Genomic DNA, 18,268 nt, shown 5'->3' on the forward strand with positions numbered 1-18,268 from the left:
GGATGCTACTCTAGAGTTAACTTAGTTACGGTAAAGTTTAATATATTTTTGGTAACTATTCAAGACACGTCCGACATAATCCCTTGTTTCTTGAAAAGGAATGTCTTGGATTTGGATATTTTTAGGGTCAATTTGACCGGAGCTAATCCATTCTTTGACATGTCCTCTTCCACCGTTATAAGCTGCGATTACCAACCGTCTGTCATTAGAAAACTCTTTTTGCAAGCTAGAGAGGTACCAAGTTCCATATTGTATATTCTTCTCCGGTTGGAGTAAATCCTTACTAGAAAATGATTTATCTCCTATGGTTACAGCGATCGATTGTGCTGTGCTGGGCATTAATTGCATCAAGCCAATAGCCCCTTTGTGAGATTCAGATTGCGGCAAAAACTTGCTTTCTTCCCGAATTACTGCGATAACCAGTAAAGGGTCTACTCCATATTGTGCGGCATAGTTTTCAATTACGGCTCGATGAGGATAAGGATAGATAATCTTCTGCAAGCTGGGAATCTGAGTTATACAATAACCCACAAGGACGGCAAGAAATATGAATAAACTTAGGTTTTTGTGTGATCGCTTAAAACTTATATTTCCTTTTATCCGTCCCATCCCCTCTCTCATAAAGCGCTGTGCTATTTAATCTATTAGCAGGGGGTCAATGATTATGATTCATCGAGCCAGTTGATTAATTATTCTTTTCCATGCTTCTTCAAGTTGATTAACAGTTTGCAAATGATTACCAGAGTTATCAATCACCACGTCTGCTCGCTGTCGCTTATCATCTAACGACCCTTGCGCAGCAATTCGTGCTTCGACCTCACTAAGGTTTAGCTTGTCCCGCGCAAGAAGACGAAGAATCTGAAGATCCCGTGGTATCCACACTACCCATACCTCATCCACAAACTTTTCAAACCCTGCCTCAAAGAGTAAAGGTACATCCCACACACAAACTTTTGTTCTGCTATTCAGAAGGACGGCTTCTTCCGCCTTCATGCATTCAACCACGCGAGGATGCACGATGCGCTCAAGGCGCTTTCGTGCATCTTCATCATTAAAAATCTGCAGACCTAGTTTGGAACGAATGATTTGCCCCTTTTCATCGAGGATTTCCGTCCCGAAATCACGAACTATTTTTGAAATCACCAACGAGTCGGACTGTAACAGGCTATGCACGGTTTTATCAGCGTCAAGCACGGGGACTCCCTGTTTTTCAAACCACTGGGCTACCGTTGATTTACCACTTCCGATCCCACCCGTTAAACCGATAGTAAACATTAGTTACCTCACTTTAAATTAATTTACTGAGTCCAACCAAGATTAATACAATACCCGGTAAGTACTCGGCCTTGTTTGTCCAGTATTCCGGAACCTTGCCCGCCATTAGTTGCCCTATACGCAACATCACAATGAGAGTTAAGGCCGCGATTCCAATGATCCAGAAGGTCATACCCGCCATTGCTGCACCAATCCCACTGGCAAAAGCGTCCACTGCCAAGGCACATCCCAGTAAGACACTCTCTCGCAGACTTATCACCCCAGAACGATCGACATCCGCAATATCCGGCGTTTTAAGCACCTGAATCACTAAGCCAAAAAATCGTAATTGGAATCGGAAAACGGGCTCCAAAACGGGATTGGGGTGGACTACAGCCAACGCCGGTACTGCTTCTGGAAGGACCTCCTCTTTACGGTTCCAGATCGCTTTACCTAATTGAAAAATACCCAAGGATAGTAAAATTGAAGCTCCTAATAAACGCACCGGAATTAACCTAAGCCATAATGATACCCAACCTCCAAAGAGCATGGATATCCCCATAGCCATTACTGTACACATTGCAATAGCAATAAGAGAATTGACGGGTATGCGAATACGACGTAACCCATACGCTAATCCAACCCCAAACCCATCCAAACTTAAAGCTAATGCCATAAGCATAGCTATTCCCATATGTATCCCTCCACCTTGCGACTTCAGGATAATATATGGGTTCAAAGGCTATTTGGTGAAATCAATCATTTCCAGTAATCCATTCTTCTAAAGCACGATCTCGGCGTTGCCTAACCTGTTCGCACTCTTCATGAAGTCTCATAGCCAATTCATAATTTGTATCTGCTAAGGTCAGTTCTGATTCTAAGCGGAGGAGGGTTTCTTCCAACTCTTCGATTTCGGTTTCGAGTTGCTTCATCCGCTTTTTTTCTCGAGCTAAATTGCGGCTTTCCTGTAGATCCTGAGCATTAGATTGCAGCTTCGAACCTCGTTCGATGGGGGCAAGGACTATTTCTTCTTGTTGTTTATATTCCTTGAACCCAGTGTAATCTCCTTCAAAAAGCGACAGGCCCTGAGGGGTGAGTTCTGCAATCTTATTTACCACTTTATCCAAAAAATAGCGATCATGGGAAACTACTAACACGGTTCCTTCATACTCTTGAAGGGCTTCTTCCAGCACTCCACGGGTTTCAGCATCTAAGTGATTCGTTGGTTCATCGAGCAAGAGCAAGTTTCCTTGCTCCAAAAAAAGTTTACATAAAGCTAAACGGCTCTTTTCTCCCCCGCTCAGCACAGATATCAGTTTAAAGACATCATCTTTTCTAAAACCATATCTAGCCAGTAGATTTCGAATCTCCGGGTCCCTTAATTTTGAAGCGTTCCGGATCTCATCCATCACCGTCCCCGCAGTACCCAGATTCTCATGTTCCTGAGAGTAATAAGCAATCTTTACATTGGCTCCTAAACGGATGGTTCCCTTATAAGGAGCCTGATCGAGAATCGCCTTAAGGATCGTAGTTTTTCCAACGCCATTTTTGCCCAGTAAGGCTACTCGGTCTCCACGACGCAAATCTACTTGGACGTTTGAAAAAAGAGGTCGAGTTCCGAAGGCAATCGAAAGATCTTCTATTAAAAGGACTCGATCCCCACTTCGCCCTCCACTTCCCAGTGAAATAGAAAGACCATGATCTATCTTAGCAACCTGAATCGGCTTGAGTTTCTGGAGCTGGCTTTCTCGCCCACGCGCCTGCTTGGAATTGACTCCCGCCTTATTTCTGCGGACATACTCCTCTAGTTTAGCGATTCTATTCGCTAAGCGCTCAGCTTCCCGGCTAAGAGTTTTAGCTTCTAAAACTTTCAATAATTCGTATTCCGAATAGTTCCCTGTATACCCTTTTAACCCACCATTTTCTAAACAGAACACTCGCGTCACGATGCGATCTAAAAAGTATCGGTCGTGAGAAACAATCAGCAGGGCCCCAGCATAATCTCTCAAGTACCCTTCGAGCCACTCCATGGCAGCGATATCCAAGTGGTTTGTTGGCTCATCTAAAATTAGGATTTCGGGCGCTCGAAGCAAAAGCTTACATAAAGCCAACCGTGTCTTCTGGCCTCCACTTAACCTAGCAACTTGAGAGTTCATCTCTGCATCAAGTCCTAGACCAGCCAGGATTCTCCTGACTAAGGCTTCTAAAGCATAGCCTCCCTGGCGTTCAAACGATTCGGTCAAAGTTGCATATTGCTCCATGACTTTCTCACTGGGCGTCGAAGCCATCTTTTCTTCTAATTCACGCAGTTGCTCCTGCATTTGCAATAAATCTACTCGTTCTTGGATCACACACTCAAAGACATTCCCCTCATCCTCCACAATAGGAGTTTGGGGTAAGTACCCGTAAGAACCGAGAATTTGAACTTCTCCCTCTTCTAAACGCACATCCCCTAAACAAGCCCGAATCAGGGTTGTTTTACCCGCCCCATTCGGTCCAACCAAGGCAGCCTTTTCTCCATTTTCCAAAGCAAAACTAATCCGCCGAAAAAGCGGTTCACCTGATATATCGACGCCGCAATCACGGCAAAATAAAACACTCATACTTCTAGATAGCCCCTTTATTATTCTCGGGTGTAAACTATTACAAATATAACAATGTAACCAACCATTTCTTTCGAATTTACTATACCATAGACACACGGGAAATATCTACTTTTACCATGACAATTCGACCATCTTCAAACTCTAAAAGGGCCGGCTGGTTATATCTCAGGGGAAACTAAGGTTACTAGTACAATTTCCGGTCTATTATAAAACCTTATTGGTAAAACGCTTTCTCCTAAACCGCCATTTATAATCATATTCGTAGATCTGAAAGTAAATTGACCGTAAAGTCGTCACTACAAGTAAAAAGAAGCAATTAGCCGAGCTGCGGGTAAGAATAGTACCTGACCTAACAAAGTACCAACTACCTTTGAAGTAATAAGCAACACCACTAGAGCCTTAACATCGCCATAGGGTCTCTTTCCTCTTAAAGCCTGGTCAGTTATCATAGCTGCCTTTGGATCAATGAGGAGCGTTAGTAAAATAGCCGCAATCCCATTGATCATTCCTGATGAGGCAACAACCGCAAGTCTATGCTCCACTGAAACCAACGTTGCCGCATAACTTGCTGAAAGAACGCCGATCGTATATATTCCTGTGACTAATGCATTTAAAATAAGCAATCGCTTTGGGATTTCTCGATACCTTAATCTTTCCAACATTGTCTTGGATGGTTTTGTAACACTTTTTACGATTCGTTTAATATTATTTATCTGTAAGGCCTCAACCACAAGAGATGGGACAGAACCTGTTACTTCTAGGCGGTTTACTGCTTTCTCAAAAACCTTAAGAAATGATGGAATTAAAAGTACACCTAATAGAGTTCCAATCGTTGCAGCAAAAATCACCTTACGCATATCCATTATTGGATTTAAACCGTGACTAATACTTATTCCTATAATACCTGCAATCAATGGAGCTTGTAAGGTATTTGCAGTACGTGAAACAAGTGCGATGAGATTAAATAAAGAAAAGGATAATGCAACTTGCCCACTCTTAACAGAGTTTAGCCTCACAGAATATGCAAGAGTATCGACAAGGTGGATTATAGACGTTAGAATAATCAATTCAACCAACGTTCTTTCCACTGACACGCCATCCTTTCTCCGACATAACGATTTGGTCGTCAAGGTAGAGTCACCTGTTACCCGGCCCCCCGAGTATTCTCTTTGATCGCGTCCTCATATTATAACTACAAAGAAAATCCGCACATGAACGTGCGGCTTTTCACGTACGGTTTCGTATAACGTCCCGAAGGTTTGCGACGCATCCCAACCACTTTCATCTTTACTAAAGTGATGCAAATACTCTGTTATACGTCGTTTGGCGGAGAACATCTAAAAGATAATGTTTGTTAAAGATTTTGCTCAGTTGGCGATTTTCTATACTCACTTCCACATTTAAGGCAACTATCCTTATGAACACTGAGCACTTCACCACAATTATTACATTTCCACTTTTCATTTTCAATATTAATAAATTGAAGCACTCCGTATTTGTTAATGTACTTGAGATTTTGTATTAAACTTAAATGGTATTTTTTAATATACCTCTTATCAAAACCTTTTAATCTAGTGCAAGGGAATTTATGACATTCATAGCAATATCTAAACTCTGATTTGTCATGTTCATCGCAAAACTTAATTCTGCATTTACTGCAATGTGCAGGTTTATTCGTTCCGGTACTCAGACAACTACAACAATTATTTTTTTCTCTTAAATATACAAAGCAAACACCACAGTTTATTCCACATGGGGCAATTAGCTTTTCGGTGAATTTCAAAACATTATCCCCTCACTCCCACAGTAAGAATAATTAGCCATGCAATCAAAAACTGCAATCTCACAATAACACACCGACCATATAAATTGCGCACCTACTCCGTCTTAAAACCCCTTTGCATACCCAGAGCATTCTCTAAAGCTGCCTTTAAGCTTGGAAACCTATATTCAAAATCAGTACTGAGAATTATTTTCGGCATAGCTCGTTGTCCATGTAATAACATTTCCGCCATTTGACCTAATGCTATCTTTAATACTATCTCTGGAACTGGTAACCATGATGGTCTATTTAGGACTTTGCCTAGTATCTTGCTGAAATCTCTCATTCTTACTGGATTTGGAGCAACAGCATTTATTGAACCAGCTAGCTCCTGATGTTCGATTAGAAACCTTATCATACTCGTTAAATCTTGGATATGTATCCAGGAGAGCCATTGATTGCCCTTACCTAATGGGCCCCCTAAGTAAAATTTAAATGGTAATGCCATTCTGTTTAGTGCACCTTCATTCCCTAAAACTACGCCAATTCGAATAGTTATTACTCTTGTTGAATCAACTTGAACCTTGTAAGCTTCATTTTCCCAATCTCGGCAGACTTGTGCTAGGAAATCCTGTCCTTCTTCTTCAGACTCAGTTATCTCTTCGTCCTCACGGAAGCCATAATATCCAACTGCTGAAGCATTAATTAGAACTTTTGGCTGAATAGTACCACTATTAATGGCATCAACAATTGTACCCGTTATTCTAATCCTACTTGATATAATTTCTTCTTTTACTGAATTGGTCCAGCGACGATTACCGATTGACTCACCCGATAAGTTAATTACTACGTCAATTTGCAGATTAAAAATCGAAGATAGAGGGGAAATATTGTCCCATTCTATTACCTTAATTTTATTTCCCAATCGACTGGCGGTTTTTTGAGGATTTCTCGTTACCACATATACCTGATACCCATTCGCAAGTAATTCCTCAGTAAGGTTTCTTCCGACAAAACCTGTCCCACCAAAAATCATAACCTTCATTATTTCCATATACGCCTCCCCAAACATTATTTAACGACCTAGATGTCTCATAACGTTCTGGGCATTTATACAATAATATTATATTTAGAAAGTAAAAACCTTACTACCTTGATAAAAATTAATAACGTCACAAGCCACCATACTAGTATTAGAAGATAATAACTGAAATCCCCTGAAAAACCATTTTCGTTGGCACTTAATAACCAATAATCTTTTTCGTAGTACCAGGTTCCTTGATGTCGTGCGATATTGACTGCATTCTCTTCCCCCATGCTCCAAGTATTTTTTATAGTAGGATAAGTCTTAGCCACTAAACTGTAGGTTGGCTCGCCTAACCCTACAACTACTCCTGTAAACATCTTTACCACCGTTAGCAATACATATATTATCGAAAAAAGAATAGTACGTAACTTTTTGCGCATTTTAGTTTCTCCTTAAACTCATCCGAAAGAACTAGTCATTCTTCACCGCTGTACCCCTTCCTCATAGCCATTCCCGAGAAAGAATTCCGTATACTACATCATCAACGTAATGGTCATAAAGCCACTCAGCTTCCCTGATGATTCCCTCTTTAACAAAACCTAACCGTTCAGGTATTGCTCTGCTTCTGGTATTTCCCTCTGCACATCTCACTTCAACCCTATTAAGCTTTAGCTCTCTAAAAGCATAGTCTACAAAAGCTTTACAGGCCTTCGTCATAACCCCGTTTCCCTGATAAGTCGCGCCAAGCCAATATCCGATGCTCACTGATTTATTAGACCAATTCATTCCATAGAAACCTATAACGCCTGCAATACTTCCTTTGTACCAAATTCCAGCCTGAAACCCGTTATTTGAGGAAAACTGCTTTTTCGTCATTTCGATAAAAGCTTTGGTGTCTTCAACGCTCTTCGATCCATCAACCCATGGAAGCCATTCCTTAAGGTATGGCCGACATGAATCGGTCAATTCAGACAATTGATCCGCATGTATGGTATCTAACAGTTTTAATACTACCTCATTATCAACCACAAATTCAAACATGTTCCGTCCTACCTTTTCGTTCCGCAGACTTTCAGATAACGCCTCGCGTATTCCCAAAGTCTGCTTACTACTTACATATTCTCTCAGATTACGGGAATACGCTGTTATCCGATGCTACGGCAAAGAACATCTATACAAATTACTTAAACGTCAGATGTACCAAAGATTTGCCTTAGATGATGATCTATATGTCGCAAGTAATCTAGAACTAGCTCTGATAGAGTAATGGATTTATTATCACCTATATCACACAGGTACAATAGTTTCTCTTCTGGAATCTTCGTTATGACTCTAACAATATGTCTATTTAAAGTTGTCCAAAAGTCAACAATCTCGTCAGTTGGTATACCTTGATAGTCCTGAATCAATACCCAGTTGTTTTGGTTATAAGGAACTACTATAAAGGGTTGCCTATCAAACTGGATTTTAATAAACCTATGATAATTGTTGGTGGCGGAATCGCATAAATGTCCTAATATCTCCTTTTTGGACCATTTACTTACTAACTGTGCTGAAAATTCCTGTTCTGAAAACTGTTGGACTCTTTTGGGGACTGCTTGAATTAAGTAGTTTAGCCTTTCGATAATTTCTCTCATTTCCTCACTCACTCCTTGCATATAAATATACTTCCCAGAGGCTGGCTAGGTAATCGTACAATCTCAACCTCAAAAGCACCTTAAATTAATAATACTACTTCCGAATTTAGTCTTTCATACATCTTTAGAAAAAGAGGTAACTAATACCTTAATGACGAAATCTTGGTCAAATTATCCAATTTAGGAGAGTGAGGAAAGTGACTGCTACAAAACTAAATGATTCTCAAAGTAGAGTTCAATCGTCTTGAAATAGCTCCTAACAATGGATTAACCGTAACGAGACTTGATCCTAGTAATGTCATGCTTCTACACGAACGTGTCGAACAGCCGTTTATCAACTGGACCTGGGTTTATTACTTGGAAAAAAAAATCGATAATGAAAGAACTAGATTAATTATCCGGACCCGAATTGAAAGCGATAACACTTCACTAGGTGCTCTTATTGGTACCTATGTGATCATGGAACCCGGAGCCTTTATCATGGAAAGAAAAATGCTTAAAGGTTTTAAAGCTAGGGCAGAGACCAATTAAAAAGACATTCTTAATAATTGTATATAATTTGCTAGGATAATGGGTAGGTACCCAATCTCAAGATATATATCTATTTGTGTAAAACATAATATATTGATCTGAATATCTTTGGATTTTTCTTATACTCAACTATTTCATTAATTTCTTTTTGGAATAATGAGTTATTATCTATTTGTTTTATTGCCTTTTCTAGATAGTAGTAATAATCATTCCACCACACATTTTCATTTAACTCAAACGAGTTTATTAATTCCAAATTGCATCTTTCGAATATGATTCTCTTTTCTGTATCATTATTTAATTCATCATGAATTATTATATAGCCATTATTTTTTAAGTACTTAATAAGGATAGCCAAGCCCTTTTCAAAACCAATCACATTTAATAAACCTTCGGCTAAAACTATATCGAATTTCTTATCAAATAGATCATTATTAAAACCGAAGCATGAATTATTCGAATCCTATCTGAATAGTTCAATTTCTTTACTTTTTCCTTTAACCAAAACAAAGATGAATTATCGGGATCAACGGCATAAATCTTACCATTGCAAACTTCCATCAAGAGTGTTGGCACTCCGGTACCGCATCCCATGTCTAATAATTGTGGATTATCGATTTTCGGAATTATAGAAAACGCTTTAATTGTATATTTATTTAAGTTTTTTCTGCAGTTATCTCTTATTTCAAAAGTATTTAGATCCATAAAAAAGATACTTCCTTTTCACTGTCACGGACAGGTGTATGATTGAGTTGATAATACTTAGATATTCAATGAATCTTCCCCAATTCATACTAACAAATTCACTTTAGTATTCGAGTAATTCCGATACAGTTTTAAACGATTAAAAAAACCAGTAAGCTCTTCTTCAAATATTTCACTCCATTTATACTTGAATAGCCAATTGCACATAACGTCCCGAGGGTTTGTGACGCGTCATAACCTCTTCCTTCTATGCAAAGTGTAGCAAACCCTCTGTTATACGATGGGGCGGGTTATCCATTCTAAAGCAAAATCAACTGCCTCCTTTTGACTAAATAACTTGGTATTTGCCGAACCAATAATTCCATTAGTAACCTTATTCCCAGTTAGTTTGAAGTCTTGACCTATTTGTTTAAACTTTTCAGTTTCGAATTCGATATCCTTATATGTCGTCCACACACGCTTTCCATTGACAATGATAGGGCCAGCTGCCTCACACACGTTTCTTTTGTTTGACCTATACTCTGCCAAGTGAAATGATGTATTGTTGCTAAAACCTACCCCTAATAACAATACACTACTATCTAAATCATATAAGTGACTCAACGGTGATTGCTCGCCCATTGGAAAGTCCAAAGGTTGATTGGAAACAATATAGTTCGCATGATTCCCCCAAGCTGCAAATGAAGATGACGGATGTGAACTTCGTACGGCATCAGGCCACTTTCTAAATACTTCCGGAATTACTCCCATTCCTCTACATGGAGTAATTTGGGGATCAAAAGCCGGCATAGTATCCCTAATTATAGTGCACCAGTCTTCAGGAACTGGGGGATTACCCCACAAGGTTGGATCGGAATAATCGCCTGAATGAGTGGGCATGACTATAGTTCCTAACGGGGTAATTACGTCAACTAAGGCCTGAATTACAGTCACTGCGCCACCATTTACCCAACCAAGGGAACTCAAAGATGAATGAACTATTACTGTCATTCCTTTTTCCAAGCCAAGTCTCTCAAAGTCTGTAGCGATACTTTGTCGTGTCCGAGGATGATTGGTATTCTCAATAATACTTGCTTCTCTCAATCTACTTCCAACTCCTTTCTGACCTAGCCCTGTCGTATAACGTCCAGTGGTTTGAACGCATCCCAACCACATTTATCTTTACAAAGTGTTGCAAACCCTCTGTTATCTGCTGTGTGGGGCCACAAAGAATACTAATACAATCGTTCTCCCGCGCAACTAACTAAGTGTGTAAATCCTTAAGACATTGAAGCAACCCATACATTGATTGAATAGTCGCATCTGCCAAAGGAGTTCCGGAGACCAAGTTCCTTTGATACAGTATCGTCTTCATCCCAGTCATTTTTGCTGGAACAATATCCTTTTCATAATCATTTCCGACCATTACACATTGTACCGGCCTAACTGCAATTCTATCCACGATCTCTTGAAAAAACTTTGGACTTGGTTTTTTATAACCGAGTTCCTTTGAAGTGTATAGAAAATCAAAATAGCCCCTAAGCTCAACCCTTTCAAGTGCTTGAGCCATAAGCATTGCATCTGAATCCCCCGCATTTGAAGCCATACAGATGGAAAAGCGTCTATGAATTTCTGGCAACGATTCCGCAATACCTTCCGTGACTTCTACCTGAGGCCAAAATACCATTGGTCCTCTGAATTGAGGAAAATCACGCATCACAGTGTCACCCCAATCAAAAATCACTACCCGTTCATGCATAGATCAACAATCCCTCCGAATAAACTTTCAAGCGTTCTCCCTTCGCATTGCAGATAACGTTCTGGGCATTCACGAAGCGACATACTACCGCATCTTGGCCAGTTTCGTGAATGAGGTGTTAGACGGCGGGCCATGCCACAAGATTCAGAGACGACCATGGACGGGAGTCCCTTAAACGTCCCCCTCGAACTGTATTAATGCATTAAACACGAAAACTGCGAAACAACTTTTTAATTATGTATCATGAAATCTCACTTTATATATGGAGTTTTGCAAACTACACAAATCAATTTATGTACACAAACAATATTCCCATATTCTTTGTAAGTCCATCTAATTTCCTCATTCTGTAAAAATGCATCCATACCATATTGCTTAATGTGATCAAGGATTTCAAGCATACTCATGAGATATTTAGTTCGATATCGTTTATCCAACTGTTTTAGCCTTTGGCAAGGGAATTTGTCGCATTTAAAGCAAAACCCTGATTTGTAACTTTGAATTACAGGACAATTTTTGATTACGCAACTGGTGCTGCCTTTTGTTTTATACCTTATATCACTCTCACTCCGACACCCTTTGCATTGATTTTTCTCTCTTTGGTTAGCCATACAAAGTCTGCAATTCATGCCGCAAGGAGCAATAAACTCTTCTCTCATTTCGTTCATCTCAAACCTCACAAAATGTTTATACATCGCATAATTTTACTGTTGCGGAAAATCTACAGGTGCGCATTAATCACTCCAACAACAATCCCCGCCATATCCGAGCAAGGACGCCTGGTCCCGCATGGTCTTTCGTCTAACGTCCCGAGTGTTTGCGACGTCTGTTATTACATTCATATTTTCTCAGATGTCCGCAAACGCTATGTTATACGGCGTCGACAAAAGCTACCCCAATATTTCCACGTCTATTCCACACCCAGATTCAATTTCCAAGTTCTTGTCCAATCTAGATCCATTCTAATTAATCGTTTTTTTCTCAAGTTTTCCTTCATCATCCACCTAATATCTTTATCCTCATTTACAAACCATTTCTCCATAAGCTTTTTTCCATTCTCAGGATCAGGTACCACTGCAACACTCCAACCATATCCTAATGTTTTTCGTAGTACTTTAAAGTCCTTATCTTTTCTATTTCCCTCATTTAAGATGTCTTGCGTAATTTTATCAAGTATTTGTAATACACTTAGAATTTCTTTAGGCTGCTTAAGTAGTTTTGGTTCGCACAAAGCCGCAACTACTGCCCTCTTTTCCAACAGACTTCCTTTTGCCCACTCTATCATCTCATTTAACAGCACATCCATATTCGATTCGCCAAACCTTTGCAAGGCTATCGCTACCCCTTCTCTGATCCTCCACCTAATATCTGAAGCAAACGCACGCAAGAGACCAAGATGTTTCATATTTCCTTGAGATATCAGACTTCCTAAACCAACAACACCACAAATAGGCAAAAACTCACTTACTGAACCAAATGGGGCTTTCTCTGCATCGAAAGATAAGTACCGCATAAATCTTTCCTCAGTTCCTTCTTCTGCAACTGCCTCTATCAATTCAAGATTCGCTCTAGGTCCAGGAAGGCAAGACTCGTTTAATAGGTATTGGTCCCAATCTTCTATCTCTTTTAGAACCTGCCTGTATAAATCAACTTTTCTCATTAATCTATAACTCCTTTTAAATCCCTTATAGACCCAGATGCGGTATAACGTCCCGAGGGTTTGCGACGCGTCCCAACCGCTCTCATCTTTGCAAAGTGTCGCAAACCCTCTGTTATAAAAAGCCACGGCAAAGACAACCTCAGTCGAGATTCTATACCTCTAACCGACAATCTTTGGTTGAGTTTAGAGCTCATTAGTTCTGGTCACAGTCTTCTCCTGTCCTTAATATAACTAATACTTCATCCTCGTTCTGTTTGAAATCGTAGTCTTTTTGATAACCGTATCTTATACCTTTCTCTTCATTTCCAATTATGTACTCTGCTAATTTATCTAAACCATCCTCACGAATGCAACGCGCAAACGCACGAAGTCTTACATCATGAGTATGGCTATACATATCTTTGTTACAAGGAAAATTGTCGCATTCCCAACAACCTTTTAGGTTTTGCTCAATACAACAATTTCTATGATGGCATCCGTCCCATTTTTCTGAGTGGTTCGTACACATATATGTATGATTTTTACAACCATCGCATTGATCAGCCAGATGACATAGGCTACAAATCAGTCCACAGTATGAAATACTCTCTACAATTTCTTTCTTGTCCATTTAAAACATCTCCTTTGATCGAAAAAACTTGTAAGTTCGGACTTACCGATTGCATGTAATTAATAACCCAAAGCCAAAACCAAATGGTATTTGCTTTCAATCATCTTACAAAATAGAGCTATAGCCTCTTTAATAAAGATTTGATAATGATTTGGTGAAATGGCTTTACTGGTAAAAAATATATTTTACACCAAATATTATTAAACCTTACAATCGTGGTAAGATAAATAGAACAATCTTGCTCGCTTTTCTTTTTCATAACAGCTGTTCTAAAGTTTAAATGTTTATCATTTTCAGCCATAACAATTTCATTTTCATTTCTGTAAATAACTGTAAAATAACCTGCTTTCGTACCAATTGGATAATAAATAGATTCAGTAATATCCTTCTTTTTTCCAGTTTTTAATCCAAACAACCTTACTAACGAACCTCTAATCCTCATTAAAAAATCAACCCATTTGGGAATCCTAAATATTTCTGTTGTGAGATTATCAATCGTCTCATCCGTGCTTTTTACGATTTGATATGAATCACAGTAATCGATTCTACCAAAATCTTTATTAATTAATGATTGTTCAGGAGATACATGATATTTATATACTTTTGGCATATATGCTGCCTCCTTCAATTAAAGATACAAGCTCTTTTCAACCTCCTTAAATTTAGCTTCCTCTACGTAGTTATATAATATAGGCATTTCGCAGTCTATAAAGGAGGTATCTAATTGAGAGAACTAAAATTTCGAGTTTGGGACAAGGTTATGAAGAAAATGTTTAAACCACAAGCCATAAGTTTTGATATTCAGAGTTCAGTTCCATTTGCAGTGAGTGTGCCTGGCAGATCGTGGGAACCAGTCGGGAAATTCGAATTGCTTCAATGGACTGGTTTTTCTGATGAAAACGGAATAGATGTGTATGAAGCTGATTTAGTCCAACTCTCATCTGATATTTACAAAATCGTTTGGAATAAAACTCTAGCGACTTTCGAACTTGAAGAACTAGGAAGTTCGTCAAGGTGTAACATCAGCGCAATTACGTCTGGTGGTGTTATAGGAAATGAGTTTCAAAACGGCATTTTATATTGATAAGGGTACTAAAATTTAATATATTAGCATGTTACTTAGGTAATATCTAAAACTGAACTTTAGATTAAAGACCAAGATGTCCTATAACGTCCCGAGGGTTTGCGACGCGTCCCAACCGCTTTCATCTTTGCAAAGTGTCGTAAAACCTTTATTATATGACGGAGCCTCTCCCGTGTCGGAAACTTAGAATAACCCAAACACCTAATTCCTTGGCGAACCGTAAACAGTACCTAATACTATCTAGGTAAATGATGACTGGAAAACAACATTGTAAACTTAATCCAAGATCATTTTCTCTGTTTCCTGTCTTTGCTACTTAATTGCCATATTCCGATAACCATGCATACCATACTTAAAGCCCAATAAAGTGCAGATAGACCAATGACTAATGATACCTCTTCTGAGAGCATTGCACTCGGTACCATCTTTCGGTCAAAAATCTTGAGTGTAGAATTAAATCCAAGGACCAAGAAAAGTACTTGCCCAATGATCCAAGCATATGAAAAGCCCCTGTTTTTCCATCAAAGTACTAAAATGTAAATAACTATCAAGATAATTACTCCACTGAACCCGTTGATTAATGTTGGAATCGTCTCAGTTTCCATTGGTATGTTTAGCGTTTCCAAGCAATCCACCTCCCTAAGGACTTTTCCTTCGTTTATTCAGAAACCTCCATTGGACGAAAACCTCTCTTTGCTGTAACTAAATTACTCTACATAGGCTGTCGTTTTTTTAATTAAATTTTCCTGTAATACAGTCTCAATTAATTCCATCCCAAAAAACCGACATGCAAGGCTCTGTCGTATAACGTTCTGGGGATTCCCGACGCGTCATATCTCATTTATCATGGCTGAGTGCCGGGAATCCCATGTTATGTAAAGTCGCGCTTCCCCATAGAAATACATGCAAATTCTCATATTGGAAACTTGTATAATGAAACTGTTCTCCCTTTGATATTCGACGGAACAGCCTCGATAAATTGGGCACCTATTCTATCATAGAACCCTTTTGCATTCGGTTCTGAAAGAATATGTAAACAACTAATATTCTTTTCTTTACATAATCCCTTAGCAAAAAATATAAGTTCAGAGCCAATTCTATTCCCAATAAAAGATGGATGGACAAAAATATGATCTAACCAATAACCCTTTCTTATCAACAAGTCTCCAGCCTTAAAATCATTTTTCACTTCGACTATCGAAATAAACCCAACTACTTTCCCATCAACCTTTGCGACATGAACCTCATTCTGAGTTATGTAATCTGGAGTAATCGTCAACTCGTCCTTCCACACTTCGAAATACTCTTCAGGATATTTCCAATATCGTTTTGCCGCGAATGAAATTGATGTTAAGGTTTTATTTTCTCTATCCTCTGCACGCCTAATCATAATATTCAATTGCAACACTTTCACTCCTTGCTGGGAACAATTCTTATGACTTCTACCCCCAATAGTGCTATTTTACAGTCACGGTAGACGCGCCGGTTACCCGACGCACCCCGCGCAGATCCCGGCGTGCGGATTTCCCGCACCGGGCTCTTCAAAAATACTCGCTTCCGTACTTCCAGCACTAGAAATCAAAGTGAAGTTGTACTAGATCCGACTCGACAATCTTCGGTTCTGGAACGCCATATCGTTTCCAGCATGCAGTGAACTCATCCAGATTAAAACTACGTCGCTGACTTCTTCGGTTGAGCCATTTGTAAAGAATTCTCTTTACTTGTTCGTGAAATTTGCTCAAGCTGCCATAGTTTCCAATCAGTCCATAGTAATTGTAATATCCTCGCAGCTTTGCTATGAGTTTAGGAAAGAGCCTTCTCAGACGCTTATTTCGCATCTCTCTGCACCATTCTGTGAATGCAGCTAACGACTTTCTTAACTTGCCCGGTGCTGTGCGTCGTTTGATGATATCTTCTCCTTTGCGAGACACTCCCCAGCGAAATTCAAACCCCAGAAATTCAAACTTTGTGTTTTCCTCTTTGCGAAATCGTGAAAAGCTTATGATGTTGGTTTTCTCCTGCGCCAGGTCCAGTCCAAATTTCTTTAAGCGTTCCCCTACTGCTTGATAAAACTGCACCGCGTCTTGTTTGTATTGAAAGGCGCACACGAAATCATCTGCATATATACAGTTCATGCCTTTGCAAGACCGCTTGACTCTCTTTTCGAACCATAGATCCAGTGCATAATGTAGGTAGATGTTCGCTAAGATCGGACTGATGACTCCGCCTTATGCGAAGTAATCCGTTATGCAAAGTAAGCGACGAAAACCTTGTATTTACGGCTTTTTTGTGAGATTTACTTTGCATAATATCCTAAGCTATTTCAAATCTAAAACCTCCTAAAGTTACAATTTATCTTAGCTCCAGCCAGACATACCACAATAAACTGATACCAGGATACGTTTTCTTCTCGATTAATGATGCCACCAATCTAATATCTTGGAAAATCATACTTGCTTTTTTAAATTAGCTCGGGGCATTATGCAAAGTAAATCAAAGAAGATATGAGGATTAATCAGCACTTCAATAGTTTACTTTGCATAATAACTTTCTTTGCATAAGCCGCCTTGTGGGCACCCGGTTACTGGATGTTTAACCAAACCATCAACATCCAGTACTCCTGCTTTTAGCCATTTCTTGATCAATCTCAGAAATGCTCTATCTGCTATCCGCAGTTCCAGCATTCGGATTAGCCAATCATGATCAATCGAATCAAAGAAGCATCGGATGTCCGCTTCCACGATGCAACTATATTTTCCAAAGTTTAGTTCATGGGTTAAGTCTTTTACTGCTTTTTGTGCTCCCGTATTAGGACGGTATCCATAGCTGTGTTCACTGAATTCCGTCTCATAGATAGCCTCAAGGATCTTTGCAGCTGCACGCTGGACGATCTTTTCAGAGACAGCTGGTATTCCCAGCGGTCTTTTCTTTCCATTGCCTTTGTCTATATACACTCTTCGTACTAGCTTCGCCCGGTATTGTTTGCTTTTTAACTGCTCTACTACCTGCTCAAGGTTGGTTCCCAATTTCTCCGCGTATTCCTTGGCCGTTATGCTGTCCACTCCTGCTGCAGCTTTCTTCTTTAGGTCATAGAACGATGCACGCAGTGCTTCGACGTTGAGCTGTTTATATAAGTTCCCAAACCGGTGCGTTTTGTTTTCTTTTGCCTTCTTTGCTATTCCCCGCAGGGAGGTTTGCCAGCGTACTTCCGATCCTACATGTCCGGCACTGGTTTCCTTTACAGGCTGCATATTTCTGTCCATCCCTTCCCCATGTGAACGGCTTTCCCGCTCTCGGAGTGTAGAGTCGAAGGAGGTCGGCAGAAGCCTTCCTCCGTCCGCTCGTTCAAACGGATCGTACAGTTTTCCCGTAATCCGCTTTCCTTTATGTCATCTAATAGATGCAGTCTTTCGGTTCAAGTCCGGTATGAGAGACGTCAGGTTCTCTAGACGATATACTTCGTAGAGCATCTTAACCGGATATTTCTTCCACCCGGCGTTCCGCCACCGTTTGCGACGATGACTCCATATCCTCCGTAAAATCCATCTTTGTAACTTGTTGAACAGCTTGCGCACATGGGCTTTGCGATAGTAGTTACCCCATCCTCGTATGACTGGGTTTATGCTCTGGATGAGCTCGTAAAGCTTTAGAGGT

General features: G+C 39.7%; 24 protein-coding genes and 1 pseudogene. 2 read left to right on the forward strand and 23 right to left on the reverse strand.

Annotated features, from left to right (window positions below; translation table 11 throughout):
* Positions 1-21: 21 nt before the first annotated feature.
* From JL57_RS25305 to JL57_RS25345, 11 genes and pseudogenes are all read right to left on the reverse strand, one after another.
* Complete coding sequence (locus JL57_RS25305) at positions 22-609, reverse strand: lytic transglycosylase domain-containing protein (protein WP_045691447.1); 588 nt, start codon at positions 607-609, stop codon at positions 22-24.
* A 60-nt stretch (positions 610-669) separates the two neighbouring features.
* Entirely contained in the window at positions 670-1,275 is a 606-nt protein-coding gene (coaE, locus tag JL57_RS25310) for a dephospho-CoA kinase (RefSeq protein ID WP_034144675.1), read from the reverse strand.
* Between the two features lie 13 nt (positions 1,276-1,288).
* Positions 1,289-1,948, reverse strand: a complete 660-nt coding sequence (gene ytaF / locus JL57_RS25315; protein WP_034144676.1) for a sporulation membrane protein YtaF — start codon at positions 1,946-1,948, stop codon at positions 1,289-1,291.
* Positions 1,949-2,009: 61 nt separating this feature from the next.
* Complete coding sequence (locus JL57_RS25320; RefSeq protein WP_034144677.1) at positions 2,010-3,857, reverse strand: ABC-F family ATP-binding cassette domain-containing protein; 1,848 nt, start codon at positions 3,855-3,857, stop codon at positions 2,010-2,012.
* Between the two features lie 161 nt (positions 3,858-4,018).
* A pseudogene (locus JL57_RS35520) lies at positions 4,019-4,147 on the reverse strand (metallophosphoesterase); the annotation flags it as partial.
* Positions 4,148-4,156: 9 nt separating this feature from the next.
* Positions 4,157-4,948 (reverse strand): lipid II flippase Amj family protein, encoded by a 792-nt coding sequence (locus tag JL57_RS25325; RefSeq protein ID WP_034144678.1) that lies wholly within the window; start codon positions 4,946-4,948, stop codon positions 4,157-4,159.
* A gap of 266 nt (positions 4,949-5,214) precedes the next feature.
* The gene (locus JL57_RS36670) at positions 5,215-5,643 is read right to left on the reverse strand and encodes a DUF3795 domain-containing protein (protein ID WP_366557100.1); all 429 of its coding nucleotides are present in this window, start codon (positions 5,641-5,643) and stop codon (positions 5,215-5,217) included.
* Between the two features lie 94 nt (positions 5,644-5,737).
* The gene (locus JL57_RS25330; protein WP_034144695.1) at positions 5,738-6,667 is read right to left on the reverse strand and encodes a TIGR01777 family oxidoreductase; all 930 of its coding nucleotides are present in this window, start codon (positions 6,665-6,667) and stop codon (positions 5,738-5,740) included.
* A 65-nt stretch (positions 6,668-6,732) separates the two neighbouring features.
* Entirely contained in the window at positions 6,733-7,089 is a 357-nt protein-coding gene (locus JL57_RS25335; RefSeq protein WP_034144679.1) for a hypothetical protein, read from the reverse strand.
* Between the two features lie 61 nt (positions 7,090-7,150).
* Complete coding sequence (locus tag JL57_RS25340; protein ID WP_034144680.1) at positions 7,151-7,690, reverse strand: GNAT family N-acetyltransferase; 540 nt, start codon at positions 7,688-7,690, stop codon at positions 7,151-7,153.
* Between the two features lie 143 nt (positions 7,691-7,833).
* Positions 7,834-8,286, reverse strand: a complete 453-nt coding sequence (locus JL57_RS25345; RefSeq protein ID WP_034144696.1) for a DinB family protein — start codon at positions 8,284-8,286, stop codon at positions 7,834-7,836.
* A 216-nt stretch (positions 8,287-8,502) separates the two neighbouring features.
* On the opposite strand from JL57_RS25345, the gene JL57_RS25350 reads away from it, so the two are divergent.
* On the forward strand, positions 8,503-8,817 hold the full coding sequence (locus tag JL57_RS25350; protein WP_034144681.1) for a hypothetical protein: 315 nt from the start codon (positions 8,503-8,505) through the stop codon (positions 8,815-8,817).
* A gap of 70 nt (positions 8,818-8,887) precedes the next feature.
* On the opposite strand, the gene JL57_RS25355 is transcribed toward JL57_RS25350, so the two are convergent.
* The 8 genes from JL57_RS25355 to JL57_RS25390 form a co-directional block, all read right to left on the reverse strand.
* On the reverse strand, positions 8,888-9,196 hold the full coding sequence (locus JL57_RS25355) for a hypothetical protein (RefSeq protein WP_034144682.1): 309 nt from the start codon (positions 9,194-9,196) through the stop codon (positions 8,888-8,890).
* Between the two features lie 23 nt (positions 9,197-9,219).
* Positions 9,220-9,522 (reverse strand): class I SAM-dependent methyltransferase, encoded by a 303-nt coding sequence (locus JL57_RS25360; protein ID WP_034144683.1) that lies wholly within the window; start codon positions 9,520-9,522, stop codon positions 9,220-9,222.
* Between the two features lie 273 nt (positions 9,523-9,795).
* Entirely contained in the window at positions 9,796-10,605 is an 810-nt protein-coding gene (locus JL57_RS25365) for an aminoglycoside N(3)-acetyltransferase (RefSeq protein ID WP_034144684.1), read from the reverse strand.
* Positions 10,606-10,765: 160 nt separating this feature from the next.
* Positions 10,766-11,260: an HAD family hydrolase gene (locus JL57_RS25370; RefSeq protein ID WP_034144685.1), complete on the reverse strand. Its 495-nt coding sequence runs from the start codon at positions 11,258-11,260 to the stop codon at positions 10,766-10,768.
* 251 nt (positions 11,261-11,511) lie between these two features.
* Entirely contained in the window at positions 11,512-11,955 is a 444-nt protein-coding gene (locus tag JL57_RS36675) for a DUF3795 domain-containing protein (protein ID WP_366557102.1), read from the reverse strand.
* Positions 11,956-12,170: 215 nt separating this feature from the next.
* Positions 12,171-12,920 carry a hypothetical protein gene (locus JL57_RS25380; RefSeq protein WP_034144687.1) on the reverse strand — a complete coding sequence of 250 codons (750 nt, stop codon included), beginning with the start codon at positions 12,918-12,920 and terminating at the stop codon, positions 12,171-12,173.
* 193 nt (positions 12,921-13,113) lie between these two features.
* Complete coding sequence (locus tag JL57_RS35525) at positions 13,114-13,530, reverse strand: DUF3795 domain-containing protein (protein ID WP_291300554.1); 417 nt, start codon at positions 13,528-13,530, stop codon at positions 13,114-13,116.
* A 118-nt stretch (positions 13,531-13,648) separates the two neighbouring features.
* Positions 13,649-14,140 carry a DUF2867 domain-containing protein gene (locus JL57_RS25390; RefSeq protein WP_034144688.1) on the reverse strand — a complete coding sequence of 164 codons (492 nt, stop codon included), beginning with the start codon at positions 14,138-14,140 and terminating at the stop codon, positions 13,649-13,651.
* A 114-nt stretch (positions 14,141-14,254) separates the two neighbouring features.
* Between JL57_RS25390 and JL57_RS25395 the strand changes: the two genes are divergently transcribed.
* A complete protein-coding gene (locus tag JL57_RS25395; RefSeq protein WP_034144689.1) occupies positions 14,255-14,614 on the forward strand; it encodes a YopX family protein in 360 nt (119 codons plus the stop codon).
* A gap of 913 nt (positions 14,615-15,527) precedes the next feature.
* Here the strand turns inward: JL57_RS25395 and JL57_RS25400 are convergent.
* From JL57_RS25400 to JL57_RS35530, 4 genes are all read right to left on the reverse strand, one after another.
* Complete coding sequence (locus tag JL57_RS25400; protein ID WP_366557103.1) at positions 15,528-16,019, reverse strand: GNAT family N-acetyltransferase; 492 nt, start codon at positions 16,017-16,019, stop codon at positions 15,528-15,530.
* Positions 16,020-16,185: 166 nt separating this feature from the next.
* Positions 16,186-16,833, reverse strand: coding sequence for a reverse transcriptase domain-containing protein (locus tag JL57_RS25405; protein WP_291300559.1), 648 nt, complete (start codon positions 16,831-16,833; stop codon positions 16,186-16,188).
* Positions 16,834-17,145: 312 nt separating this feature from the next.
* Complete coding sequence (locus JL57_RS25410; RefSeq protein WP_291300555.1) at positions 17,146-17,877, reverse strand: reverse transcriptase domain-containing protein; 732 nt, start codon at positions 17,875-17,877, stop codon at positions 17,146-17,148.
* A gap of 126 nt (positions 17,878-18,003) precedes the next feature.
* A partial coding sequence (locus tag JL57_RS35530) for a group II intron maturase-specific domain-containing protein (RefSeq protein WP_291300556.1) occupies positions 18,004-18,268 on the reverse strand: 265 nt, incomplete at its 5' end.

The organism is Desulfosporosinus sp. BICA1-9, assembly GCF_000802135.1.